23 protein-coding genes and 3 pseudogenes are annotated in these 25,853 nt (G+C 63.4%); 8 read left to right on the top strand and 18 right to left on the bottom strand.

What is annotated here, in order from left to right:
• Nucleotides 1-14 precede the first annotated feature (14 nt).
• The 14 genes and pseudogenes from CN538_RS23400 to fliD form a co-directional block, all read right to left on the bottom strand.
• Nucleotides 15-290 (bottom strand): hypothetical protein, encoded by a 276-nt coding sequence (locus CN538_RS23400; protein ID WP_242495261.1) that lies wholly within the window; start codon nt 288-290, stop codon nt 15-17.
• Nucleotides 278-2,185 carry a methyl-accepting chemotaxis protein gene (locus CN538_RS16260; RefSeq protein WP_242495259.1) on the bottom strand — a complete coding sequence of 636 codons (1,908 nt, stop codon included), beginning with the start codon at nt 2,183-2,185 and terminating at the stop codon, nt 278-280. Before CN538_RS16260 ends, CN538_RS23400 begins: the two co-directional genes overlap by 13 nt.
• A gap of 122 nt (nt 2,186-2,307) precedes the next feature.
• Nucleotides 2,308-3,936, bottom strand: a complete 1,629-nt coding sequence (locus CN538_RS16255) for a methyl-accepting chemotaxis protein (protein ID WP_164999637.1) — start codon at nt 3,934-3,936, stop codon at nt 2,308-2,310.
• A 353-nt stretch (nt 3,937-4,289) separates the two neighbouring features.
• Entirely contained in the window at nt 4,290-4,790 is a 501-nt protein-coding gene (cheW, locus tag CN538_RS16250) for a chemotaxis protein CheW (RefSeq protein ID WP_035471726.1), read from the bottom strand.
• Nucleotides 4,787-6,936: pseudogene (gene cheA / locus CN538_RS16245) on the bottom strand (chemotaxis protein CheA). The gene cheW and the pseudogene cheA overlap by 4 nt, the downstream one beginning before the upstream one ends.
• Nucleotides 6,937-7,228: 292 nt before the next feature.
• A complete protein-coding gene (gene motB, locus CN538_RS16240; RefSeq protein WP_340638146.1) occupies nt 7,229-8,434 on the bottom strand; it encodes a flagellar motor protein MotB in 1,206 nt (401 codons plus the stop codon).
• Nucleotides 8,431-9,318 carry a flagellar motor stator protein MotA gene (gene motA / locus CN538_RS16235; RefSeq protein ID WP_106420107.1) on the bottom strand — a complete coding sequence of 296 codons (888 nt, stop codon included), beginning with the start codon at nt 9,316-9,318 and terminating at the stop codon, nt 8,431-8,433. The genes motB and motA overlap by 4 nt, the downstream gene beginning before the upstream one ends.
• A gap of 168 nt (nt 9,319-9,486) precedes the next feature.
• A pseudogene (gene flhC / locus CN538_RS16230) lies at nt 9,487-10,079 on the bottom strand (flagellar transcriptional regulator FlhC).
• 3 nt (nt 10,080-10,082) lie between these two features.
• Nucleotides 10,083-10,412, bottom strand: coding sequence for a flagellar transcriptional regulator FlhD (locus CN538_RS16225; protein ID WP_106420106.1), 330 nt, complete (start codon nt 10,410-10,412; stop codon nt 10,083-10,085).
• Nucleotides 10,413-10,710: 298 nt separating this feature from the next.
• Complete coding sequence (locus CN538_RS23395; protein WP_106420105.1) at nt 10,711-10,998, bottom strand: EscU/YscU/HrcU family type III secretion system export apparatus switch protein; 288 nt, start codon at nt 10,996-10,998, stop codon at nt 10,711-10,713.
• Nucleotides 10,995-11,930 carry a flagellar hook-length control protein FliK gene (fliK, locus tag CN538_RS23390; RefSeq protein WP_129591393.1) on the bottom strand — a complete coding sequence of 312 codons (936 nt, stop codon included), beginning with the start codon at nt 11,928-11,930 and terminating at the stop codon, nt 10,995-10,997. The genes CN538_RS23395 and fliK overlap by 4 nt, the downstream gene beginning before the upstream one ends.
• A gap of 327 nt (nt 11,931-12,257) precedes the next feature.
• The gene (gene fliT, locus CN538_RS16210) at nt 12,258-12,623 is read right to left on the bottom strand and encodes a flagellar protein FliT (RefSeq protein ID WP_106420103.1); all 366 of its coding nucleotides are present in this window, start codon (nt 12,621-12,623) and stop codon (nt 12,258-12,260) included.
• Between the two features lie 14 nt (nt 12,624-12,637).
• A pseudogene (fliS, locus tag CN538_RS16205) lies at nt 12,638-13,035 on the bottom strand (flagellar export chaperone FliS).
• Nucleotides 13,036-13,115: 80 nt separating this feature from the next.
• A complete protein-coding gene (gene fliD / locus CN538_RS16200; RefSeq protein ID WP_242495257.1) occupies nt 13,116-14,384 on the bottom strand; it encodes a flagellar filament capping protein FliD in 1,269 nt (422 codons plus the stop codon).
• A 273-nt stretch (nt 14,385-14,657) separates the two neighbouring features.
• Between fliD and CN538_RS16195 the strand changes: the two genes are divergently transcribed.
• The 8 genes from CN538_RS16195 (at nt 14,658) to CN538_RS16165 (ending at nt 19,430) form a co-directional block, all read left to right on the top strand.
• Nucleotides 14,658-15,158 carry a hypothetical protein gene (locus tag CN538_RS16195; protein WP_106420102.1) on the top strand — a complete coding sequence of 167 codons (501 nt, stop codon included), beginning with the start codon at nt 14,658-14,660 and terminating at the stop codon, nt 15,156-15,158.
• A 123-nt stretch (nt 15,159-15,281) separates the two neighbouring features.
• Complete coding sequence (locus CN538_RS16190; protein WP_106420101.1) at nt 15,282-15,905, top strand: CBS domain-containing protein; 624 nt, start codon at nt 15,282-15,284, stop codon at nt 15,903-15,905.
• Nucleotides 15,889-16,416 (top strand): asparaginase domain-containing protein, encoded by a 528-nt coding sequence (locus CN538_RS25465; protein ID WP_422917516.1) that lies wholly within the window; start codon nt 15,889-15,891, stop codon nt 16,414-16,416. The genes CN538_RS16190 and CN538_RS25465 overlap by 17 nt, the downstream gene beginning before the upstream one ends.
• 55 nt (nt 16,417-16,471) lie before the next feature.
• A complete protein-coding gene (locus CN538_RS25460; protein WP_340638353.1) occupies nt 16,472-16,960 on the top strand; it encodes an L-asparaginase family protein in 489 nt (162 codons plus the stop codon).
• Nucleotides 16,957-17,646 (top strand): 7-cyano-7-deazaguanine synthase QueC, encoded by a 690-nt coding sequence (gene queC / locus CN538_RS16180; protein WP_106420100.1) that lies wholly within the window; start codon nt 16,957-16,959, stop codon nt 17,644-17,646. Before CN538_RS25460 ends, queC begins: the two co-directional genes overlap by 4 nt.
• A 27-nt stretch (nt 17,647-17,673) precedes the next feature.
• On the top strand, nt 17,674-18,330 hold the full coding sequence (queE, locus tag CN538_RS16175) for a 7-carboxy-7-deazaguanine synthase (RefSeq protein WP_106420099.1): 657 nt from the start codon (nt 17,674-17,676) through the stop codon (nt 18,328-18,330).
• A 63-nt stretch (nt 18,331-18,393) separates the two neighbouring features.
• Nucleotides 18,394-19,179 carry a 6-carboxytetrahydropterin synthase gene (locus CN538_RS16170; protein WP_164999635.1) on the top strand — a complete coding sequence of 262 codons (786 nt, stop codon included), beginning with the start codon at nt 18,394-18,396 and terminating at the stop codon, nt 19,177-19,179.
• Nucleotides 19,176-19,430: a YkgJ family cysteine cluster protein gene (locus tag CN538_RS16165; RefSeq protein WP_106420098.1), complete on the top strand. Its 255-nt coding sequence runs from the start codon at nt 19,176-19,178 to the stop codon at nt 19,428-19,430. Before CN538_RS16170 ends, CN538_RS16165 begins: the two co-directional genes overlap by 4 nt.
• A gap of 161 nt (nt 19,431-19,591) precedes the next feature.
• Here CN538_RS16165 and CN538_RS16160 read toward each other — a convergent pair whose 3' ends face one another.
• The 4 genes from CN538_RS16160 to lon form a co-directional block, all read right to left on the bottom strand.
• Nucleotides 19,592-20,614: an NADP-dependent oxidoreductase gene (locus CN538_RS16160; RefSeq protein WP_106420097.1), complete on the bottom strand. Its 1,023-nt coding sequence runs from the start codon at nt 20,612-20,614 to the stop codon at nt 19,592-19,594.
• Nucleotides 20,615-20,742: 128 nt separating this feature from the next.
• Nucleotides 20,743-22,572: a SurA N-terminal domain-containing protein gene (locus tag CN538_RS16155; RefSeq protein WP_106420096.1), complete on the bottom strand. Its 1,830-nt coding sequence runs from the start codon at nt 22,570-22,572 to the stop codon at nt 20,743-20,745.
• A gap of 278 nt (nt 22,573-22,850) precedes the next feature.
• A complete protein-coding gene (gene hupB, locus CN538_RS16150; RefSeq protein WP_035471690.1) occupies nt 22,851-23,123 on the bottom strand; it encodes a nucleoid-associated protein HU-beta in 273 nt (90 codons plus the stop codon).
• 178 nt (nt 23,124-23,301) lie between these two features.
• A complete protein-coding gene (gene lon, locus CN538_RS16145; RefSeq protein ID WP_106420095.1) occupies nt 23,302-25,704 on the bottom strand; it encodes an endopeptidase La in 2,403 nt (800 codons plus the stop codon).
• Between the last annotated feature and the right edge of the window lie 149 nt (nt 25,705-25,853).

Genomic DNA, 25,853 nt, shown 5'->3' with positions numbered 1-25,853 from the left:
GGTCTGATCGTTTTTCAAAATGCCTCCCACTCCCCTGTATCGTTACCGCTGGCCGGACGTGTCCGGGACTTGTCGTTCGATACCAACGCCGGAGCAGCACGTTTCGACGCTGCCGGTTTAGACGTCAGACGAGGCTCTTGGCCACCGCCAGGCACCCGTTCTCTACCACTTCCGGCAAGCCGGAACACCGCAATGGAGCGCGCCAGGCTGTCGACGCTGGTGCGCAGCTCGGCCGCGGACGCGGCGCTGGTCTGCACCCGCTGGGCGTTTTGCTGGGTCACCTCGTCCATCTGTGCCACCGCCTGGCTGATCTGCTGAATGCCGCTGGTCTGCTCTTCGGAGGCAGCCGATATCTCACTGATGATGTCGTTGACCGGGTCACCGCGTCGACGACCTCTCCGATCGAACTTTCGGCCTCGCGTACCAGATCCGCGCCGTGACCCACTTCCTGCGTCGAGCTGTCGATCAGGTTGCGAATCTCCTTGGCCGCGTCTGCGCTGCGGCTGGCCAGACTGCGCACTTCACCGGCCACCACCGCGAATCCACGCCCCTGCTCACCCGCTCGTGCCGCTTCGACCGAGGCGTTGAGCGCCAGGATATTGGTCTGGAAGGCGATCGAGTCGATCAAGCCAACGATGTCCGCGACCTTGCGCGAGCTGTCGGTGATCCGTCCCATGGTATCGACCACCTGTCCCATGACCTCCCCGCTGCGTCTGACCGTATCGGTTGCGCCTCCCGCCAACTGACTCGCTTGGCGTGCGTTGTCGGCGTTCTGCTTCACCGTCGCAGTCATCTGCTCCATGCTGCTCGCGGTCTCTGCCAGAGAGGCGGCCTGCTGCTCGGTACGCGAGGAGAGATCCTCATTGCCCTGGGCAATGTCCTGGGTCGCCGGACGCACCACCGCCACGTTGGCATCGACATCACCGACGATGGTTCCCAGGCTCTGACGCATACCATTGAGCGCAATGATCAGTTGTCCCAGCTCATCCTTGCGCCGCTGGCTCAGCTCGGCGCCGAGGTTGCCGGAAGCGATCTGACGCGTGAAGTCGAGCGCTTCACGCACCGGCTTGAGCGCCGCGCGGATCGTAGTCGCGCCGATGACCAGCAGTACCACGGCACCGGCCAGCAGCAGTCCGATCAATACCATCAGAGCACGGTGCTGAGCCGAGTTGGCGGCCACGACCATCTCCTGAGCGTTACGGCGCTTGGCATCCACCAGCACGTTGAGATCGGCGCTGCTCTTGTCACTGTCCGCCTGCAGGACATCGTTGAAGGCGACGTAGGACTGATAGAAATCACCGCCCTCCAGCGCCTTCATCACCGCGCCCAGGCCCTGCTCCCGATAGCGTTCGAGGTCGGCGGCAAAGGTCTCGGCCGCGGCCGTATGATTCTCCGGGCGACCTTCATAGTAGGCCTGCCAGGTGGATTGCAATTCGTCGGTCAAGGCATCGACCTGAGCCTTGATCGGTGCCAGATCCGCGGCCATGGGGTTACTGACCGGTTTGGAGACCAAGTCGCGCCCTTTCGACATCAACTGATCGATCTTCTGCAGGCGAGCCAGATCGCCCATACCCTCCTCGGCGAGGGTTTGCAGACGTTCACCGCTGGCATTGAGCGCGTAGACCGCAAGCCCCCCACTGGCCCCCAGGATCAAGAGCGCAAATACCATCATTGCGATCAGACGACCCTTGAGAGAGCCCAGGTTGAAACGTCTGAGCGCCGCCAGCGCGCCACGCCGCTGCAGACGCCCCTGCTGCAGGCGATAACCTCGACCGCGACCGGCGAGCATGCGCGGATAGACAACCTCGGCAAGTTTGCGCTCCTCGTCGCTGGGCTTGACGCGCACCGAGGTGTAACCGACCACTTCCTCGCCGTCGATGATCGGCGTTACCGTCGACTGCACCCAGTAGAAGCTGCCGTCCTTGCAGCGATTCTTGATCACCCCGCTCCAGGCCTTGCCCTGCTTCAGCGTCTGCCACAGATCGGCGAAGGCCGCCGGCGGCATGTCGGGATGGCGCACGATGTTGTGCGGCTCCCCGAGCAGCTCTTCGTAGCTGAAGCCACTGACGCTGACGAAAGCCGGGTTGGCATAGGTGATCCGGCTGTCGAGATCGGTGCGCGAAATCAAATAGGCGTCGTCGTCCAGCAGGACTTCCCGGTCGATCACGGGTTGGTTGTTTCGCATGGCAGATTCCCTGGCATTGTCATGGCTCCGTGGACGACCTGGCTCCCCGGAACCGTTTTATTAGTTGCTCTAGCTATCGGCGTATTGGGCCCGAACTTTAGTCTCGCCGGCGGCGCCCGGCCTCAGGCCGTCGTGGCCGTCAGCCGGGTTCGCGCCGCGGGCCGATGCTCGAGATGGGCATGGCTGCCAGAGGCATCGGTGGCCTGCACCCGATACTGCTCGAGCGCCGCCTCGAGGCGCTTGGCCTGCTCGACCAGGGACTGCGATGCACTCGCGGTCTGCTGCACCAGACTGGCGTTCTGGCCGGTGACCTGATCAAGCTCGGAGATCGCCTGGTTGACCTGCTCGATCCCGGTACGCTGCTCGCGCGAAGCACCCGCGATCTCGTCCATCAGGCCGCTGACACTGGATACCGACGCCACGATCTCTTCCATCGCCGTCCCGACCTTGCCGACCAGGTCGACCCCAGTCTCCACCTGCTCACCGGCGGTGCCGATCAGCCCGCGAATCTCACGCGAGGCATCGGCACTGCGGCTGGCCAGGTTACGCACTTCCTCGGCGACCACAGCAAAGCCGCGACCGGCGGTACCCGCACGCGCCGCCTCGACCGAGGCGTTAAGCGCCAGGATATTGGTCTGAAACGCAATGTTGTCGATCATGTCGACGATCTCGGCCATGCGGCGTGAGCTGTCCTGGATCTTGGCCATGGTCGATTCGACGTCATGCATCATGCTGCCGCCCTGCTCGGCCCGATCCCGGGTCTGCGCCGCCGCCTGGGTCGCGGCGTCGGCATTGTCAGCGTTGTGACGCACGGTCTGGGTCAACTGCTCCATGCTCGAGGCGGTCTCGACGATCGCCGCCGACTGCTGGTCGGTGCGCACCGCCAGATCCTGGTTGCCGCTGGCGATCTGCCCCGCGCCCACGTTGACCCACTCGGCGCTGGCCCGCACATCGGCGAAGGTCTCGTTGAGCCGTTGGCGCATGCCCTCGATGGCATGCAATAGGCTGCTGTCGTCGCCGGACTTGAGTGCCAGTGGCTGGGTGAAGTCTCCAGCGGCGATGCGCTGGACGCGCTCCCGAGCATGCCCCGGGTCGCCACCCAGACGCGCCAGGACATTGCGAATGACCCACGCCATGATCAGCGACAGCACCCCGCCGATGGCCAGAATCAAGCCCAGATAGACCAGCAGGCCGCGCATGATGATGGCATCGATGTCATCGACGTAGACCCCAGTGGCGATCTGCCAGTCCCAGGCCGGGACACGCATGACATAGCTCAACTTGTCGAACATCTTGTCGCCGCCGCTGCGCCGCGACACGTAACTCACCAGGCCACCGCCCGGCTGCTGCCCTGCGGCGAGCATGTCGCGATATAGATAGTTGCCGTTGGGGTCCTGATAATCACGCATGCTACTGCCGGTGTCGCGGCGCGGGTGATAGACGATATCGAGCTTGGAATCGAAGACGAACAGATAACCATCGGCGCCAAAACTGAGATGGGAAAGATCGGCAATAGCGCGAGCCTTGGCTTCCTGCTGGCTCAGTTTGCCCTGCTGCGCCTGATCGACGTAGCTGTCGACCAGCTGCTTGGCGCTACCGATGAAGTACTCGAGACTCTGGGTTCGCTGTTCGAACAGATTGGCACGCATGGAGTAGAGGGACCATCCGGCGACCATGATCAGTCCGACCCACATCAGAATCAGGGTCGCCCACAGCTTGCGGCGCATGGTCCAATCACGAAGGTTCAACATGTCATTACATTCCTGGAAGTTGGCAAGTGCCGCTAACCGATGTCTGCGGCGGCGATAACGTGATTCCCGGGGCCGCGCGCCGAATCGATGACTTGAGATATATCGGCTAATACAGCGTTGTCTTAAACCTTCCATGGCCTTTCATCGACTTGGCCTGTCATCGACGTGGACTGGATTGACCGTCACCTGAATCTTCCCTGATCCATCTCTACTTGAACTTGCACCCCATCACTGCGCCGGATGCCTCGATCGGCCTGGCTCGCCGACCGCCGCCGCGTGTCGAGATCGGGGGCACCAAACGCAAGACCGCAGCCGAGGCTGCGGTCTTGATCTGCATGGGGGCTGGCGATGGCTCAACCCTGAGTGGCGGTGCGGTCGACCAGCTGCATCTCTTCGTGGGTCAGCAACTTCTCGATGTCAACCAGTACCAGCATACGATCATCGAGGCTGCCGATACCGTTCAGGTAGTCGGAAGAGAGAGTGACACCGAACTCAGGAGCGGGCTTGATCTGATCGGGCGTGAGGCTCATGACGTCGGAAACGCCGTCGACCACGATACCCACGATGCGATCAGCCACATTGACCACGATGACCACCGTCTGACCGCCATACTCGACGTTCTCGAGATGGAATTTCAGGCGCAGGTCGATGATCGGCACGATGACGCCACGCAGATTGGTCACGCCCTTGATGAACTCGGGCACGTTGGCGATCCGGGTGACATTCTCGTAGCCGCGGATCTCCTGGACCTTGAGGATGTCGACCGCATACTCCTCATCGCCCAGGGAGAAGACCAGATATTCGTTACTGGCTGCCTCGCTGACGATGGCCGCCACGCTCGCTTGTGCTGTCATGCTGGCTGTACCTCCACTGAATGATGGTGTTTCGCCTTATGGCGCTGCTGGGACTTGCGCCGATCGAGGCGATGCAAGTCGGCAATATCGAGAATCAGGGCAACGCTGCCGTCGCCCAGGATGGTCGCCGCGGAGATACCCGGCACCCGGCGATAGTTGGTTTCCAGGTTCTTCACCACGACCTGCTGCTGACCGATCAGGTCGTCGACCAGCAGCGCATAGCGGCGGCCCTCACCTTGCACGATCACAGCGATCGCTTCGGTCACTGTGGTCTTGGCACCCGGAATGTCGAGCGCATGGTGCAGCGTGATGATGGGCAGATACTCGTCGCGCACCTTGAGCACCTGGTCATCGCCGGCCATCGAGTAGATGTCCTCGGCCAGCGGCTGCAGCGATTCGAGCACGGCGTTGAGCGGTAGCAGGAAGGTCTCCTTGCCACAGCGGATCGACATGCCGTCGAGGATGGCGAGCGTCAGCGGCAGCACGATTCGCGTGTTGGTCCCTTTGCCCGGCTGACTCATGATCTCGACGTGGCCACCCATCTCCTGGATGTTACGCTTGACCACATCCATGCCCACGCCGCGGCCGGAGACGTCGCTGACCTGCTCGGCGGTGGAGAAGCCCGGTGCGAAGATCATCTGCCAGACGTCGTCGTCACTGATGTTATCGGGAATGGTCAGACCGTTGGAGCGTGCCTTGGCCAGGATTCTGTCACGGCTGAGCCCGGCGCCGTCGTCGATCACCTCGATCAGGATATTGCCGCCCTGATGCTGGGCCGAGAGCGTCAACCGACCGGTGGGCGACTTACCCGCGGCCTCACGCTTCTCCGGCGACTCCAGGCCATGATCGAGACTGTTACGCACCAAGTGCGTGAGCGGATCGATGATGCGCTCGATCAGACTCTTGTCGAGCTCGGTCGATTTCCCCTCTGTGACCAGTTCGACGTCCTTGCCCAGTTTGTCGGCAAGGTCGCGCACCAGTCGCGGAAAGCGGCTGAAGACGTAGTCCATCGGCATCATACGCACCGACATCACCGCTTCCTGCAGGTCACGCGCGTTGCGCTGGAGCAGGTTCATGCCGTTGACCAGCGGGCCGTGGGAGACGATATCCATCTCGCTGGCGGTCTGCTCGAGCATCGACTGGGTGATGATCAACTCCCCCACCAGATTGATGATCTGATCGACCTTGTCGACGGGTACCCGGATGGTGCCGGACTCGCCACCCTTGGACTTGGCCTTGGCCGCCGCCTTCGCCTTGGCACCACCCGCGGCGGGCGGCTTGGCGGCCGTTGTCGCAGTAGCGCTGCCCGGGGCACTGTCTCCGGTACTTTCTCCTGCACTCTCCGCGGCCGTCGTCGTGCTGGCCTGGACCGGCTCGGCAGCCCCTGATTCGACATCGGCATTTGCGCTGGCAGCAGACGCCTCGATCTGCAGCTGCTCGGGCTCGATGATGAAGCACAGCACTGCCTCGATGTCGCTTTGAGATTCAGAGCTCTCGAGAGTGACCTGGAAGCGTGCCTCGTCGCCGGATTGGGCGCCGATGTCACCGAAGTGCTTGAGCTCATCGACCAGCAGCTCGCGATCCTTGGCGCTCACTCCGAGCAACGTGATGGTAAGCTGACGCGTCCCCGAAGCCGCAGTCTCGCTGTCGCCAGAGGCCTCGGCCTCGGCCTTGGGTGTGGGCTCGGGCTCGGGCTTCGCAGCCTCAGTTGGCGCAGCCGCCGGCTTTTCCGCCGCTGCAGAGACAGCGTTGCGCAGACCCAGCTCGTCCTGCGCGATCTGCTGGAGGATGCGACAGATGCGCTCGAACGCCTCGGCGTCGGGTTCATTGCCGTTGCGATAGGCATCCAGTTGATCGTGAAGCATGTCTTTGGTTTCCAGGAACGTGTCGACGATGTCGCGTCGCAGGGTCAATTCGCCACGCCGGGTATAGTCGAGCAGGTTTTCCAGGATGTGCGTCGTCTCCTGGAGCACCGTGAAACCGAACGTGCCTGCGCCGCCTTTGATGGAGTGCGCGGCCCGAAAGATGGCGTTGAGATCCTCGACATCGGGATTCGTCCACGTCCAATTCGCAGCAGGCGTTCCATGTCCGCCAGAAGCTCCTCGGCCTCTTCGAAGAACGTGTCGTAAAAATCACTTATGTCCATTATGAAGCACCCAAGCCATTGATAATGCTGGCACGATAGCGAACTCGGCACGGCCTAACCGCTTGCACCAACGCCTGCTCATGGCAACACCTGCGCTGAACAGCGTCGTTACCTGCCACTATCGGCAGCGCATGCGGATTGTTTAGGCGTTGCCGTTAAATACCCGTCTCGGCAGACCACCTGGCGGGCGGGCAGTCAACAGGCTTGGCACGGGAATGCCCGGCAGGACGCGCTGCCAGCCACTCGACCGAATGACTGTCAGCGCGCGCAATACCCAGATTCGCAGGCCCTTTTAGGCGCGTGCCTGATCTGCCGCGAGACGGACACGTCCATCGTCACCCACGCAACCCCTATCCGGACTGCGCAGCACCTGCAGCCGGCGCTGCTGGCGTCTGGCCATCCGTTGCTGCCGCACCACCATTGGCCGACGCCGGGCCCGTGGGCGTCGCGTCTCCACTGGGAGCGGCGGTGGCAGCCGGCGCTGCTGACGCCTGGCCACCCGGCGTGGCCGCCTCACCACCCGGTGATGTCGCCTCACCACCCGGTGATGTCGCAGCCCCCGTGGGCGCCACGTCGGCACCCGGCACAGCGATTGCCGGCGTTGGGATATCGGCACCCGCGTCAGGCTGCCCCTGCCCATCGAGCGGGTTGGGCAACACCGATTCGTCGCGCTGCTCGATAGCCCGCGAAGCGCGGTTATCGAGTACGACGATACTGATGCGGCGGTTGACGGCGTCGGTCGGGTCGGTGCCCGGCAAGGTGACACGCGAGCCCATGCCGGCGACGCGCAGCAGCTTGTCGGGCGACAGCCCGCGGCGATCAGCTCGCGCCGCGAGGCATTGGCGCGGTCGGCGGAGAGTTCCCAGTTGCTGTAGCCTTTTTCGCCCCCGGCATAGGGCAGCGCATCGGTATGCCCACTGATACTGATCAGATTGGGCATCTCGTTGAGCACCGGCGCGATCTTGTGCAGGATCTTGACCATGTAGGGCTCCAGCCGATCGCTGCCGAGCTCGAACATCGGCCGCTGATCGCTATCCACGATCTGCACGCGCAGCCCCTCGGGGGAGAAATCCATACGCAGCTGCGACTGCAGCTGGCGTAGTTGGGGGTCATTGCGGATCACACTGCTCAGGCGATCACGCAGCGCACGCAGCATGCGCTGCTCGTCGCTCGGACGAGTCTGCTCACGTACATCGATGCGCCGCACCTCGCCTTTACTGGCGGTGGGGTCGGCGCCACCACCGGGAATGGCGCTGGTACTGGCGGTATTCTTGTCACCACCAGTCAGGGCCACCGCCAGCGGCGTACGAAAGTACTCGGCGATACTCTCCAGCTCGTTCTCGCTGACGGTCGAAAGAATCCATAGCACCAGGAACAGCGCCATCAGCGCGGTCATGAAGTCGGCGTAGGCGATCTTCCAGGAGCCACCGTGATGCCCTCCCTTCTGGACACGCTTGCGCTTGACGATGATCGGCCGCCGCTCGCCCCCTGCACTCATGAGTTATCCGTCCCGGTGCCTCGCAGGGTCTGGCCGCTCGAGCGCACATGCTCCTCGAGCTCACTGAACGAGGGCCGTACCGCCGTGAACAGGGCCTTGCGGCCAAACTCCACCGCCAGCTGCGGTGCCAGGCCATTGAGGCTCGCCATCAAGGTCACGCGAATGCACTGAAGCATCTTGGTCGCTTCACCCACCTGGAGATTGAGATGGTGTGCCACTGGAGTGACGAAGCCGTAAGCCATGAGAATCCCGGCGAAGGTGCCCACCAGCGCCTGGGCAATCATCTGCCCCATCATGGCCGCCCCCTGATCGGCGGCACCCAGCGCGTGAACCACCCCCATGACCGCGGCCACGATACCGAAGGCAGGCAGACCATCGCCGACCGCGGAAAGTGAATGCGCAGGCACTTCGGCCTCGTGCTGAAAGGTTTCGATCTCGTGCTCCATCAGCGCATCGATCTCGAACGGATCCATGTTGCCGCTGACCATCAGCCGCAGATAGTCGGTCAAAAACGCCATGATCATGGGATCGGAGAGAATCTTGGGATAGTCAGCGAAGATCGCGCTCTCCTGAGGCGAATCGATGTCGCGCTCGATCGCCAGCATGCCGTCGCGGCGCGCCTTGGTCAGCAAGCGATACTGGAGCGCCATCAACTCCATGTACATCATCTTGTTATAGCGCTTGGTCCGCTTGAGCTTGGAGAACGATTTCAGCGTGGCCTTGATCGCCTTGCCATTGTTGGCACAGATGAAGGCACCGATCGCGGCACCACCGATCATCACGAACTCCCAGGGCTGTATCAGCGCGCCCAGGTGGCCGCCGATCGCCGCATAGCCTCCGAAGACGCTACCGATGACGACGATGTAACCGATTAAAATCAACACGAGGCATGCTCCTGGGGATGATACATGGCGAATCTGCCTTTTCTATCGGCAGATGCCCGGGCCCACTTGAGGGTGAACGTCACAGAAAGCCGGCCGCTTGCCTCATCCCGACCATCAAACGCAAGACGGGCCCCCGAAGGGGCCCGTCCAGGGTCGTGCCGAGTCAGCTCAGCGCGAGGCGGCACGCCGCAGCGGCTGCGCTTGCTCGGTATCGCCAATCGACTCCTCGCTGTCGACATCACGCTTGGCCTTACGCGTCTTACCCGCGCGCGACGGCGGCTGGCAGATGCCACAGACGTAATCCCGCGTCGGGCTGTGGGCATGGGCGACAAAATCGCCGCCGCAGCTCTGGCAGCGCGAGAGCTGGAGCAGATCGCTCTCGAAGAAGCGCACCAGCGTCCAGGCGCGAGTCAGACCGAGGGTGGGCTCCGCCTGATCCAGTTGTACCTGCTCCAGGTAGAGCCGGTAAGCCTTGACGAAGGCACTCATCCGCTCGCAGCCGAGCTCTTCATTGAGACGACGATAGATGTTGTAGAACAGCGACGAGTGAATATTGGGCAGCCAAGTGACAAACCAGTCCGCGGAGAACGGCAGCATCCCCTTGGGCGGCGACATCCCCTTGACCTCTTTGTACAGCTTGATGAGCCGGCACGGCTCAGTGCGGTCTCGGTCTCGAGCACCTGCAGACGAGCGCCCAGCTCGATCAGCTCGATGGCCAGTTGAACCTGCAGCATCTCCCCCACCAGGCTCTTATCGCTCATGGCTCAACCCTCCTGGGATGATGGCAGCGCGATACGATTGGCTCCCGCCATCAGCAGCGCGGCATGGGTCTGACTGAGCCCTGGGCAGCGGATTGTTGAGCAGCAGATCGAGCTGACGCGCATCGGAGAAGCGCAGATGGCACAGCAGCTGATTGGTGCGCGAGAGTTGGTCAACTGCTTGATCGATAGCCCGGCGATGGCATCGGCCATCTCGGCATCGAGATTCAAGCGAAACATGGCGGTCTCGCGATCTTCATTCAGAAGACGCTGAACCAGCAACAGATAGGACAGATTGAGGTCCTGGATGTCTTCGAGATAGCCGTTCTTATGCATGCCTAGGGGTCCCTGCGTGTGGGTTTTTTGTCGGCGCCCGTACACCAGGCGCTCCGCCTGCTTGTAAGCCAATCAGACTTACATCAGATCTTTGTGATAGATATAGTGTGCAACCTTTGGATGAAAAAAATCAACCTTTGTTACTAAATTTTCTTAGGGTAACATTTTTTGTGGTGCAAGCGTCCCATTTCCGGCCGAAAGTGACTGATTGCTATAGGTGTTTTGGGAAGGTTAGCGCTATTGCGTTACAAAATGATGAGACTCAAATGAGACCACCAGGCGTCGGACACACCTGTAACTAGCGCATATCACCCGCCAGCGCGGCGCCATCGACCTGGGCGATCCATACCAGCAGCTCTGCGACCACCTGATAGAGAGACTCGGGAATACGTTCGTCGAGGTCGACCTGCATCAGCAGCGCCACCAACTCGGGCGCATCGTGCACGAAGATGCCCGCAGCGCTGGCCGAGGCAATGATGCGCTCGGCCACATCACCATATCCTTTTGCAACCACTCTCGGGGCGTCGTGTCGCTCGCCCGAGTAGGCCAGGGCTACGGCACGCTTGCGCGAATCGCTGTCACTCATGCCAGCTTCTCCTCGGTCATCTCGAGATCGACGCGCAGCTGTCTTGCGATCAACTGCTCGCGCAGCGCCGGCAACTCCTCGGCGATGCGCTGTCGCGCCTGCGCATCGCTCGCGGCAATGACGATACGCCAGTGATCGGCGGCGACACTCTCCAGTTCGACCTCGATCTCGCCCAACCTCGGCAGCGTCAGACGGATCTCGCCACGCCATTGACGCTGCGCCTGCTCACGCTCGCCCGAGCCCTCCGACTGCTCGTGCGATTCCCGATAGGGAACCTCCGTGAGCATGAAGAACATCGGCATGCCCGGCAGCAGCTGCCCTTCCCAGCGTAGTGTCGGCGATGCCATCAACTCGAGCTGATGACGTACCAGCGACTGTAGATGCTCGGGCGGTTGATGCGATAGCTGATGCACCTGCCTCGGCGCTACCCTATCGTCACCCAGCATGGCTTGTCCGCCCCCCAGCGGCGGCGACACCGCCGTCACACCGCCAGCAGGCCGCGCTGCGACCTGGGTACCATCCGCCCGATAGGCGCCGGCAGGGGCACTTGACGAAGTCGCTGGCGCGCCCCCTCGCGGCGCGGCGCTGGCCGCGGAAGCGGTACTTCCCGCATTCCCGTCACTGCGCGGGGACAGACCAGAAGCCGAGCTGCCCGGGCGCTCGAGCAGCAGGGAGCGCCACGCCGCCAGCAACGGCGAAAAGGCAGCCTGGGGCTGAGGACTGGGACGGAAGCTGAGCCCCATCCAGGCTTGAGGCTCCTGCCAAAGCTTGGCGAGCGGATAGCTGCCCTGCAGCCAGCGCGACAGATGGGACTCATAGAACACGCCGCTGCCGCTGATACTGTTGGCCAGCGCGCTCGCTGCCGCCTCGGCGCTGGGGTTACGCGTCGACAGCAGCGCCGCGGTGGACGTGATGGCAGAACTCTGCGCCACCGGGTGGCGTGCCAGCAATTGGGATATCTCAACGGCAGCGCGACTCAGAGAGGTCTGCGCCGAGGCCAGCGGTATCGGTCTCTCTGATGTGAGCGGCGTCTGACGCCCCGTTGTCGAGCGCGCCAGATCGCCCTCAGCCGCAGTCAGCCTCGGCTGGCTCTGGCCATGCAAGCGCGAATCGCTGCGGGCGGGTTGAATCGCATCGGAAGAGGCCTTGGGCGAGACCGGCGCCGGCTGATCCCGAAGCACGGGCACATCCACCCGCTTGCCCAGCACCTGGTGCAGCAAAGTGTCCAGAATCGGGGTAATGCCGCTCACATGCTACCGTCAGGCGCGTTGAAACGGAGGCGCGTGGAGATACCGCCCCGACCACCTTGGTACGACCTGCCCCACGGCCTGCTGGCGCCGGGAGTTGCCGATCATCTGCGCCAGCTCGTCGCGGCGTGCATCGAGCAGACGCCGCGTCTCCGCATCCTGGGTCAGGATCTGCTCGAGCAACTGAAGCTGAGCCTGACGCTCGCTTTCGCTGAACGAGCCTGGATCGCCGATCAAACGCACCCATCCAGCTCGACCGCGTAGAGCCTCCTGCTGGATCAACGCCTCCCAATCCTGGGACCGGGCATGGCCCAGCATCGTGCTGGAAACTTCCAGCAGCTCGCGGTAGCGCGCCACCATGGACTCATGCTCGGCCATTCGACCTCCTTCACTCACGGTGCAGCTCCGGCGGCGCGCAGCTCGCGCCAGCCCGAGCCGAGATCAGCGAGGATAGCCGCAGCCTGAACCAATGGGGGGCGTCGTCCCGCAGGTTCGCCTGCAGCAGCAGACGCGACACGTAATCGTAGAGTCGTGCCAGATTGGCCGCGATCTCACCGCCCTTCTCATGATCGAGGGCTGCGGACAGGCCGTTGTTGACGATATCGATCGCCTTGGAGATCGCCGCGCCTTTGGCCGCGCGGTTGCCGTCCTGCAAGTGCAGTTGGGCGCTACTGATGGCGGCCTGAGCGCCATCGAACAGCATCACGATGAGCTGGTGTGGATCGGCGGACATCACCGCCGACTCCACCCCTACCCTCGCGTAGGCACCTGCGCCCCGTCGGTTGGTCATCATCATGCTAGGCACCTGTCACTACTTGGTTTGTGCGCTGAGCGCGCTGAACTGCTGGTTCAGATAACTGCTCATGGAATTCATCTGCGACACCAGTGAATCGAGCTGGCTGAACTGCTTGCGATAGCGGTCAATGGTGGCTGGAGATCGAATCCTGCATACGCGAGTAGCGATCCTTGAGGCTCGCCAGCGTCGAGTCGATGCCGTCGGTCGCCGCTTCCAGCGAGCCGCCACTGTCTAGAATCGTCCCCGGTCTTGTCGAAGCTGCCGATAAAACCGCTCTCACCGTCGGCACCGGAGAAGAATTGGCTGACACCCGCAGTATCATCGGCCAGCGCCTGGTCGAACTTGTCGCTATCGATCTTCAGCGTGCCGTCGAGCTGACGCTCGATGCCCATATTGGAGAGCAGGCGGTAGCTGCCGCCGTCATCGTTAGGCGTGCTCAGCGCACCACGCAGCCGCGACTCGATCGAGCGCATGGTGGAGTCGCCCAGCAGCAGACCCGCGGTGTCGGTGTCCGCGTTGTATCCCGTGAGTGCATCGGCGGTCTTTTGCACCGCATTGTAAGCATCGACGAACGCCTTGACCGACGCGCTCATCGCCTCGGTGTCCTTGGACACTGTCAGGGTGGCCGCAGCGTCAGTCGTGGCATCGAGCTTGAGCGTCACCCCCTGAATGGCTTCTTCGACGGTATTCGTCTGGCTGACGATATCGATGCCGTTGACCTTGAGCTGGGCGTCCTGCGCCGCCACCTTGGTCTCGAAGCTGAAGTCGGTGTCACTGGAGAAGGCAATCTCGGCGTCGGTGCCGGTTTCGCTGGAGGTCATCACCAGCCGATAGCCGCTACCGTCATTGATGATGGAGGCATTGGCCCCTGCATCCTTGGCATTGATGGCATCGCGAATATCACTCAGCGAATCGCCGCTGGCATAGTCCACATCGATCTGGTCGCCGCTGCCGACAGTAAAGCTCAGGGTACCGCTGATACCCAGATCATCGGACTTGCTGGAGAACCCCTTGGAGGCGGAAGACTGTGCCTGGGCCAGTTGCGACACCTCGATCTGATAACGACCCGCCTCGGCGCCCTTGCCCGTGGACACGCTCACTGCACTGCCGGTGATCTCGCTACCGACAGCGGTGAAGGTCGCCGGATCGCCGAGCTTGCTGGCCGCATCGCGCAGCGCATTGAGCGAGCTCTCCAGCTTGCCGAAAGCCGACAACTTGGTCTTGTAGCTGCTCTGCTGCGCAGCGATCGGTTCGAGCCGCTTGTTCTCGGCTTTTTCGAGATCGCCAAGCAGCCCGTTCAGATCCAGGCCGGAGCCGATACCCAGGGACGCTATGCTAGCCATGATGCCTCTCTCGTTCTGGATGCCATTTCTACCACGCCGGGCTCGCACACAGCGGCTGAATAGGCGTGATTCGGGTCGTCTTATTACATGATCGGCCGACGACGCACAAAACTTTAGCATTTACCGTAGCATCTTCATGTCGCCATGGGACCCGAGACCGTGGCGTCACGAGAGAAAGGCGCAGGCGCGCGTGGGCGAGCACGCGCGGGTGGCCAGACGACGGCCGAATAGGCGATCATAGGCGGCTGACGATTCGTCATTACTGGAGAAGACATGGACGCGAACTCCCTGTACGCCGACTACCGCCTGTGGCAGCGCTTCCAGCGCCAGGATCAGCTGTCGCGCGAGCATCAGGCCGCCGTGCGCAAGCTGGCAGAGACCGGGGCCATGGCGTCGCGTGTCACCGAGGCCTACCGCAGCATGGCGGACCGCGGCGCCAAGGAGGGCGCGAGCTATCGCACCCTGTTCCAGCGCCAGCGCGACAACGGCGACAATCTGGCCTGTGAGGGCTGGCTTTTCGTTCGTCGAGTGCTCACCGAAGGTGGCACCACGCGCATCCGCGCGACCCTGTTCGAGGGGTTCACACTCGAACAGGGGACACTGACGCCCACCCCCGACACGGGCATCAAGATCACGCTGGACATCTATGACGAACTGCTGATGCAGAACAGTCTCAAGCTCGGCTGTCGCACCGATCGCCACGACGACGCGCGCGATACGCGCTTCATCACCTTTCTGGATAGCGTACGTGGCGATCTGCAGCAGCGCGGCTGATGTCGCGCCACCGACTTAATCCGCCGATCTGCCGCCGCGTGAGCAACGTCACCGCGGCAGGTCGGCAGCGCTCTTCCTTCATGTAGATACATCTCGATTCAGACACTTGCCGGGAGATTTTCGATGGACAAGACCCCCCACCCCTCCAAGGTCCACTTCACCGCGCTACCGCTAGCCAGCCTCGATGGTGTCAGTGGTATCGTCCAACCCGAAGCGCCGACACACAGCGTCACGCTGGAGAGCCCGGCCGTGCTGCTGGTCACCGATTTCAGTATCAGCCGACCGCACACATTGCCGACCTCCAGTTCCGTCGATCAGGCGCTGGAGACCATGAAGCAGGCCGGTGTGCGGCTGCTGATGCTGATCAACCCCGAAGGCCGTTTCACCGGCGTGGTCAATGCGCGCGAGCTGATCGGCGGCCGTCGCGTCACGCTGGCCATGCAGCAGCATCAGATCGGCCGCGACGAGGTAACGGCGGAAATGATCCAGACACCGCGCAGCGAGCTGCACGCGCTCTCCTACAGCCGAGTCTCACATGCCAGTGTCGGTGACCTGGTCGAGACACTGAAATCCTCCGGCGATCAGCACGTTCTGGTCACCGAACCGGACGGCCAGGGCGGCGAACGCATTCGCGGCATGATCTCCGCTTCCGATATCAGTCGTGCGCTGAGTGTCGATCTCAACCATCCGCCGGAAGCGCGCACCTTCGCCTCGATCTGCAAGGTGATCCGTGGTTACGACCTCTGATACGACACCGCTACCACTGCTCGTCATTTACGCTGGCGGTACCATCGGCATGCAGGCCTCGAGCCGCGGGCTGATCCCCGCCGGCGACATGGCGCCGCGCCTGGAGGCGGCACTGGCAACGCTGCCGCCGCTGCGGCGACGCGCGCTGCCAGCCTATACGCTATGGGAGTCTCCCGAGCCGATCGACTCCAGCAGCGCGACCTTCGCCGACTGGTCGGCGCTCGCCGCCCTGATCGCGGCGCAGCACGAAACCTATGCCGGTTTCGTCATCCTGCACGGCACCGATACCCTCGCCTGGTGCGCCTCGGCGCTCGCCTTTCAGTTGCAGGGGCTGACCAAACCGGTGGTGGTGACCGGCTCGCAGCGTCCGCTGGGCCAGCCCGACAGCGACGCGCTGGATAATCTGGAAGCGTCACTGGCTTTCGCCGCCACCTGGCTGGCGCGAAGTCGGCCTGTGCTTCCACGGCCGGCTGCTGCGCGGCTGCCGTGCGCGCAAGTGGTATACCCGTGACGACACCGGCTTCGAAAGTCCCAACTGGCCGCTGCTCGGCGAACTGGTGGATGGCGTGGCCGCGCTCTATCCCGCCCGCGCCTGGCGCGACGAAGGCGCACCGCGATTCGAATTGCCGGCACGAGATCCAGCGCCTCAGGTGGTCCGCGTAACGCTGTGGCCCGGTATCGATGCCTCGCTGGTCGAACGCTGGCTCGACGCAGCGCAGGTGGCCGGCGCGGTGCTGGAGTGCTGGGGCAGCGGCAACCTGCCCGACGATCCGGCACTGATCGGCGTGCTCGCGCGCGCCGCCGCCGAAGGCAAACCGCTGGTCGCCCTCAGCCAATGCCCGATCGGCGGCGCTGCCCCCGGCACCTACGCCAGCGGCCAGATCCTCAACGATATCGGCGTCATGTCGGGTGATGACATGACCGTCGAGGCCGCCTGCAGCAAACTGACGCACCTGCTCGCCCAGGATCTCCCCCAGGAGGAGCTCAGACGCCGTTTCCTCACCCCGCTGGCCGGCGAGCGCGGCGCGTTCACGTCACAGGTAGATTGCGCATGACTTCTCCTTCGACACCCGTCTCGGCCGAACCCGCCGTGGTGATCTACTCCGGCGGCATGGATTCGTTCACCGTGCTGCATCGCGCGTTGCGCGAAGGCTACGCGGTCCACGCGCTCTCGTTCGACTATGGCCAGCGCCACGCCCGCGAGCTGGAGGTTGCCCGCCATGTTTGCCAAGCGCTCGGCGTGCCCCACCGGGTGGTCGACATTCGCGCCATCCATCAGTTGATCGGCAACTCGGCGCTGACCGACAGCAGCCGCGAACTACCCAAGGGCGATTACGGTGAAGAGAACCTCACCGCCACGGTGGTGCCCAACCGCAACATGATCCTGCTCTCGCTGTCGATCGGACACGCCGTCAACATCGGTGCCGCCAAGTGCTTCTACGGCGCCCATGGTGGGGATCACGTGCTCTATCCGGACTGCCGTCCGGCATTCGTCGAGCGCATGAATGATGTCGCCGCCATCGCCAACTTCGAAGCGGTCGAGATCGTCGCCCCCTACCTGCACGCCGACAAGGCGCGCATTCTCGCCGACGGGCTCGCCATGGGCCTGGACTACGCCGACACCTGGACTTGCTATCTGGGTCAGGCCCACGCCTGCGGCGAGTGCGCTAGTTGCCGCGAGCGTCTGGGCGCGTTCGAAAGCCTAGGGGTGACGGATCCGCTGCCCTACGCCACCTCCTGACCATCGCCAGATCGAGACATCCGCTTCATGTATAGCGTCAAGGAAGCCTTCTACACGCTCCAGGGCGAAGGCGCACAGTCGGGACGTGCCAGCGTTTTCTGCCGTTTCACTGGCTGTAATCTATGGTCCGGGCGCGACATCGATCGCGCCCGAGCGCAGTGCACGTTCTGCGATACCGACTTCATCGGCACCGACGGCCAGAACGGCGGTCGCTTCGCCGATGCCGAGGCTCTGGCCACGCACCTTGCGGCACTCTGGCAGAGCACCTCGGACTCCGCCGTGGCTCGCCGCTACGTCGTGTTCACCGGCGGCGAGCCCCTGCTGCAGCTAGACCCAGCGCTGCTCGCGGCGATGCACGCGCGCGGCTTCGAGATCGCCGTGGAGACCAACGGCACCCTGCCGGTGCCGCCCGGCGTCGACTGGATCTGCGTCAGCCCCAAGGGCGACAATGCGCTGGTCCAGACCCGCGGCGACGAGCTCAAGCTGGTCCACCCGCAGCCGGGCGTGGACCCACAGCGTTTCGCCGGGCTCGACTTCACTCACTTCTTCCTGCAGCCGATCGACCCTGCCCCGGGGCGCATCGCGACAGACCACGCCCCCATGGCCAGCGTGGTCGACTACTGCTTGCGCCACCCCCAATGGCGCCTGTCGCTGCAGACGCACAAAATCGCTGGAATCGATTGATGACCCTGTTCGTGAAACCTGACCAATATCGACGCCTCGATCTGGTCTCCGCAGCTCGGCCTGATGGGGGCGAGCTGGCACGTCGACGTCGAGCTCGATGGCGAGCTCGGCGAGGACGGCATGCTGTTCGACTTCGGTGAGGTCAAGCCATGGATCAAGTCACGCCTGGACGCCGGCCTCGACCACACCCTGCTGGTCCCCGCCCAGGCCACCGGGGTCAAGGTCGAGGAGTGCCTGGAAGGGCTGCATCTGAGTGCCGAACTCCCCTACTCGTTCGAAGTGCGCGCGCCGCGCCAGGCCTTCACCATACTGCCCTGGGGCGAGATCAACGCCGAACGTCTCGGCGCCTATCTCAGCCAGGAGCTGAGCAAGCGCCCGCCGCCGCGGGTGGAAGCGATCCGTGTGCGCCTGCGCGAGGAGCTTCCCGACGGGGCTATCTACACTTATAGCCATGGCCTCAAGCACCACGCCGGGAATTGCCAGCGCATCGCCCACGGCCACCGCTCGCATCTGCGCATCTGGCGCGACGGCCAGCGCGATCCGGAGCTCGAGGCCCACTGGTCGCGTCAGCTCGACCACAGCTATCTGGTCGATGAAGAGGATGCGCTCAATCCACGCGAGAGCGGGCCGCTCAAGGTGCGCTATCGCAGCGCCCAGGGTCAGTTCCAGCTACGCCTGCCGCGGGAGCGCTGCCATATTCTGCCCGCGCCCACGACGGTGGAGCATATCGCCGCCTGGCTCGCCCGGCAGATCGCCCAGGCCAGCGGCGCGCATATTCGCGTGCAGGCGTTCGAAGGTATCGACAAGGGCGCCCTGGCCCAGCACCGAGGCGAGCCGAGCCCCGCATGAGCACCTGTCGTCCCGGCTGCGGGGCCTGCTGCATCGCCCCGTCGATCACCTCCCCCATCCCCGGCATGCCCCAGGGCAAGCCGGCGGGGGTGCGCTGCGTCCAGCTCGATGACGACCATCTGTGCCGGCTGTTCGGCGACCCCCGCCGCCCTGCGGTCTGCGCCCGTTTCGACTTCGACATCGAGCTGTGCGGCGACAGGCGCGAACAAGCACTGCAGCTGATCACACGGTGGGAACACGCCACGCAGTAGCCAGGCGAGGCAGACGCCGGAGACCTGTGCAGTGCCGGCAATCTGCACGACGCGAACATCCGCACTAAGAAAAAGACCTTGGCGATGCAAAAGGCCTCGGCTGCAGATAGCAGCCGAGGCCTTTCATTTCACGGGAACAATCAGAAGATAACGGTATAAACTCAGACGTCAGCGGCACTGGTGTCGAGTCGAACCAGCATCTTGCCCTCGTTGTCACCGGAAAAGAGTTTCAGAAACGCTTCCGGCGTCCGTTCGAGCCCCTCGACTACGGTCTCGCGATAGCGCACCTCACCGGCGGCGACATGCGGTGCCACCTCGGCCAGAAATGTCGGATAGTGAGCCCAATGCTCGGCGACGATGAATCCCTCCATACGCGCTTTGCGGAACAGCAGCCGGTTGAGATTGCGCGGCCCATCTCCCGCCTGGGCGTCGTTGTAGCGGTCGATCAGCCCGCACACCGCGATCCGCGCATGGTCTCGTAGATTGGCCAGCGCCGCATCCAGCAGCGGCCCGCCGACATTCTCGTAGTAAACATCGATGCCCTCCGGCGCGGCCTCGGCCAGCGCCAGGGTCAGCGCCTCGACATCCTTGCCGCGGTAGTTCACTGCCCGCGCGCCGAGCCCCTCGAGCCATTCGCACTTGGCATCGCTGCCGGCGACACCGACGACCTGGCACCCCGCCGCCAGCGCCAGCTGCACCGCCAACGAGCCCACCGCCCCGGAGGCCGCACTGACCAGGACCCGCTCTCCCGGCTGCATCTGCGCGATCCGATTGAGCCCGGTCCAGGCGGTCATTCCAGGCATGCCGAGCACGCCGAGGTAGGCCTGAGGTGGCACATCGTGCTCGGGCAGCGGTTCGACCTGATCGGCCGACAGCTGGGCGACATCGCGCCACCCCGCCATATGGCGGACGAGATCGCCCGGCGCATAGCGGGAATCCTTGGACTCCACTACCTCGCCGACGGCACCGCCATCCATCGGCGCATCGAGCGCGTAAGGTTCGACGTAGGTGGTGACGCCACTCATGCGTCCGCGCATGTAGGGGTCCACCGACAGCCACAGATTGCGCACCCGCACTTCGCCCTCCGCCAGAGGCGCCAGCGGCTGTTCACGCAGCGCAAACTGATCTTCACGCGGCAGGCCCTGGGGAATCTCGGTGAGTGCGATATAACGACTGGTAGCCATAAACGAAAAAGCCCTCCTGGCAAGTAGATACGTCGATCTAGCCTAGGAGGGCATACGATTTCCAGCAAGCCATGCGCTTGCCGCAACGCGAGCGCCGGGCACGGACACCCGGCGCTCGAAGAGACAGCTCATTGCTTCTCGATCTTCGCCTCGCTCTGCAGCGACTCGCTCAAACCCTGGATGGCATTCTGCGCCTTGATACGCTGAGCCAGACGATTGGTGAAGTCGGCGCTCTGGGCGTCGGGCTTGCCGGCCTCGACCTTGTCGAGCGCAACGATGGCAACGGCATCGGGCAGCTCGACGCTGGTGTAGCTAGCACCCTCGGCGGCCGGGCGCGGCAAGCCGAAAGCTGCCTCCAGTACCGGCTGCGGCAAGCCGTCGGCGCCGTCGCGAGTGACCGCATCGACGCGCCGCCAGTTGAGCTCGGATACCGTCTCGCCCTGCTTCAGGCTCGCCACCGCCTGCTCGGCCTGTGCCTTCAGACGCTGGCGCGTCATCTCGGCCTTGACCGCCGCGGTGACCCTGTCGCGCACCTGCTCGAGCGGCAGCACGCTGGCATCACGATGATCGATCACCCGCAGCACTACGCGCTGCTGAGCGTCGGTCTCGATGGCCTCGCTGTTGTAGCCATCCTCGAGCACGTCCGGCGAGAACGCGGCGGCGATCACGTCGGGATTGGAGAGCACGCCCTCACCACCACCATCGCGAGAGAACCAGTCGCTGCTCTTCAGCGTCAGCCCCATCTCCTTGGCCACGCTGGCGAGGTCGTCGGCTTCGTAGGCGTCATTGGTCAGCTTCTGCACCGCCTCGTTGAAAGCGTCCTGCGACTGCGCCAGCTGCACCTCCTTGACCAGCGCCGCACGATCCTTCTCGAAGCTGGGGATCTCGATGTCGGTTACTTTGATCAAGTGAAGGCCGTAGTCCGACTTGACGATCTTCGAGACCTGCCCCTGATCCAGGGCGAAAGCGGCATCGTCGAAGGCCTCACCGAAAAAGCCCTTCTGGATGACACCGATGTCACCGCCCTTGGCCGCGGAGGAGCTGTCGTCCGAGTAAGTCTTGGCCAGCTTGGCGAAATCCTCGCCTTGATCCAGCTTGGCCTTTACCTCTTCGAGCCGCGCACGCGCCTGCTGCTCGCTACGGTCGCCATCACCGTAGGTGACCAGGATATGCGAAACCCGCCGCGGTGCCGCTTTGCGATCCTGCTCGTAGGCTTGGCGCAGCTCGGCATCGGTCACCTCGACGTTATGGGCCAGCTCCTGCTGGTTGAGGACCAGGTAGTTGACCTTGACCTGCTCCGGGCGTCGGAAATCATCCTGATGCGCCTCATAATACTGCTGGATATCGGCATCGTCCGGCGTGACCGGCTGGGCCAGATCGGCCGGCGTCAGTCGCGCGTAGCGGAAGCTGCGCTGCTGCTGCTGGAGAGCAGCGAGACGCTGCTGCTCGCTGGGCAGCACGAAGGCCGACACCGCCAGCCCCTGCTGAATCTGACGCCGCAGGGTGTCAGCACGAAGCTCGCGACGGAATGCCGCCGGTGTATAGCCGGCCTGGGCCAGACGGGTGGTGAACAGCTGGTCCGAGAAGCGGCCTTGCTGATCCTGGAACTCAGGCAACGATACGATGAGCTGATCGAGCTGGGTATCGGAGACGAACAGCCCCCCCGCTTCAGCGTACTGGTCCAGTGTCTTCTGACGAATCAGCTGGTCGAGCACTTGGGCACGATACTGGCGCTCCTGCTCCGGCGGCACCTGGCCGGAGCGAATGCCTCTTTGCACCTGGGTCTCTACGGCTTGGCGACTGATCGCCTCGCCGTTGACCTGGGCCACATCGTTGCTGCCCGACTGGAAATAACTGACCAGTGACTCGGCGCCGAACAGCGCGAAGGTCACGATGATGGCCCCCACGATGACCTTCGCCACCCAGCCCTGGGAGCCTTCACGAATTTTCTGCAGCATGCTGTCCTCGCATGTCGGTAACCCTATCTCCGGGGCGCATCGTACACCGCCGCGTGCGACCCATGCATCCTCATCGCGCGCGCCACGCCGCTATGGCAAGGGCAGCGACAGTGGTCGTCGCACATCGAGACACCCCAGCGCACATCGAGACACCCCAGAAGGCGGTCATAAAAAAGCGCATCGCTGAGGCGATGCGCTTACATGGTTACGGACCTGACCGTGCGTAACAGCCGCAGCTAAGTCACCCGCGGGAACAGGGCCCGTATCACGCGGCAAACTTAGTTGACAGCGTCCTTGAGCGCCTTGCCCGCCTTGAAGCTGGGCACCTTGGCAGCACTGATGTTGATCGGCTTGCCAGTCTGCGGGTTACGGCCGGTGCGTGCAGCACGCTCCTTGACCGAAAAAGTCCCGAACCCAACCAGTGCCACGGAGTCGCCGTTCTTCAGGCTGTCGGACACGGACTCGATCATGGCGTCGAGTGCACGTGTCGCAGCTGCCTTGGGAATATCGGCAGACGCGGCAATGGCTTCGATCAGCTCGGATTTATTCACACTTCACCCCTTGACTGTGTACAAAATTGAGAGGAAATCGACGCGCAATCTCTAACTGCGATAGCGATCACAACAAGTGGGCATTTTATAGCAATGCTCCAATTATGCTGTCAATCAAGATCTTGAGAAAAACCGCGTCATGTCTGACTTCACGCCTCGGATTCGCGCCGGAATTCGATCAATGTGTGCTGACATTGGCCTGCGATGAAGCGGCATCGTCAGCACGCTTTTCATCGACTTCCATCGGGTTCGTCAGCGCCACCGCCAGCACTTCGTCGATCCATTTCACAGGGCGGATATCCAACGCGCTCTTGATATTGTCAGGAACCTCCTTGAGGTCCCGACGATTCTCTTCGGGAATGAGCACCGTCTTTATACCACCGCGCCGTGCAGCCAGCAATTTCTCCTTAAGGCCGCCGATCGGCATCACTTCGCCGCGCAAATTGACTTCGCCGGTCATGGCCACGTCGCAGCGAACGGCGCGCCCGCTGTAGGCCGAGATCATGGCGGTGACCATGCCGATGCCAGCGCTGGGGCCATCCTTGGGGGTGGCGCCCTCGGGCACGTGGATATGCAGGTCTTCCTTCTCGAAGCGCTCCGGGTCGATACCCAACTGCGGGGCCCGCGCGCGCACCACCGTATGGGCAGCGCTGACCGACTCCTTCATCACGTCACCCAGCGAGCCGGTCTTGTTGAGACGTCCTTTGCCCGGGGTCACCACCGACTCGATATAGAGCAGCTCGCCGCCCACCGAGGTCCACGCAAGACCAGTGACACGCCCCACCTGATCGTCCTGGTCGGCCAGGCCGTAGCTGTAGCGGCGCACGCCGGCATAGCGATCGATATCCGCCGCTGCCAGAGTCTGCCCCGCCTGGGCACCCTGACCCTTCTCCGCTTCCAGGCGCTCGCGCAGCACCTTGCGGCACACCTTGGCGATCTGGCGCTCGAGTTCACGCACGCCCGCCTCACGAGTGTAGTAGCGAATCAGTTCGAGTACCGCTTCGTCACCGAAGGTCAGCTCCTGGTCCTTGAGCCCGTTGGCCTTGAGCTGCTTGGGAATCAGGTAGCGCTTGGCGATGGCGAGCTTCTCGTCTTCGGTGTAACCCGGCAGCCGGATCACCTCCATACGATCGAGCAGCGGCCCAGGAATATTCATCGAGTTGGCGGTGCAGATGAACATCACATCGGAGAGATCGTAGTCGAGCTCCAGATAGTGATCGTTGAACTTGTCGTTCTGCTCCGGATCGAGCACCTCAAGCAGCGCCGACGCCGGATCGCCACGATGGTCCATGCCGATCTTGTCGACTTCGTCGAGCAGGAACAGCGGGTTGCGCACCCCGGCCTTGCTCATGCGCTGGATCAGCTTGCCCGGGAGCGATCCGATATAGGTGCGCCGATGACCGCGAATCTCGGACTCGTCGCGCACGCCGCCCAGTGCCAGACGCACGTAGCGACGATTGGTCGCACGTGCGATCGACTGCCCCAGCGAGGTCTTGCCTACCCCCGGCGGGCCGACCAGACACAGCACCGGCCCCTTGAGCTTCTTGACCCGCTTCTGTACCGCGAGATACTCAAGAATGCGCTCCTTGACCTCTTCGAGGCCATGGTGGTCCTCATCGAGCACCTTGGCCGCCAGCGGTAGATCGTGCTTAACCCGAGTGCGCTTCTTCCACGGCACCGACAACACCCAGTCGAGATAGGAGCGCACCACCGTGGCCTCGGCGGAAGTCGGCGACATCATCTTGAGCTTGTTCAGCTCTTGGGTCGCCTTGTCCACCGCCTCCTGCGGCATGCCCGCTTCCTGGATCCGCTGCTCGTACTTCTCGGCCTCGTTGGGCACGTTCTCGAGCTCGCCCATCTCCTTTTGGATGGCCTTCATCTGCTCGTTGAGATAGTACTCGCGCTGGGACTTCTCCATCTGATCCTTGACCCGCGAACGGATCCGCTTTTCGACCTGCAACAGGTCGATTTCGGACTCGATCAGCGCCATCAGGTGCTCGATGCGATCGCGTACGCGATCCATCTCCAACAGCTCCTGCTTGTCATCGATCTTCAGCGAGAGGTGCGCGCAGATGGTGTCGACGAGCCGGCTGGGGTCCTCGATCTCCTGCAGCGAGGAGAGCACCTCGCTGGGCACTTTCTTGGACAGCTTCACATACTGCTCGAACTGGTTGAGCAGCACCCGAACCAGCGACTCCTGCTCGCGCTCGCTGAGCGGCTCGCTGTCACGCGGCGTGGCATCGGCGGCGATGTAGCCGCTCTCTTCCTCGACCACGCGCTGCACGTCGACGCGGAAGGCACCTTCGATCAGCACTTTCACGGTGCCATCGGGCAGCTTCAGCAGCTGTTTGATATCGGCGACGGTGCCGACGCCGAACAGATCATCGGCGCCCGGGTCGTCATGCGCCGCTTCGCGCTGGGCGACCAGCAGGACGCGCTTGTCGCTCTCCATGGCTGTCTCGAGCGCGCGAATCGACTTTTCGCGCCCGACGAACAGCGGGATGACCATCTGCGGATACACCACCACGTCGCGCAGCGGCAGCAGCGGAAGTTTGAGTGTCTGGTCTGAGCTCTGCGCCATTACAGCATTTCCTCGACAAACGTTCGGATGGGTGAGCCACCAGAGCGGCAATAGCGGGGTACGTGGGGGCGAGGCCCCCAGGTTCCAAGGGGGCGTGACCTCGACCTGACACGTCGATGTCACGTCTTTGACATCAAAGGCGGCCTGCC

The sequence above is a fragment of the Salinicola tamaricis genome (assembly GCF_003006155.1).
Taxonomy (GTDB): Bacteria; Pseudomonadota; Gammaproteobacteria; order Pseudomonadales; family Halomonadaceae; genus Salinicola; species Salinicola tamaricis.
The sequence above is the reverse complement of the archived record's forward strand: the minus strand, read 5'-3'. Positions and strand labels throughout refer to the sequence as shown.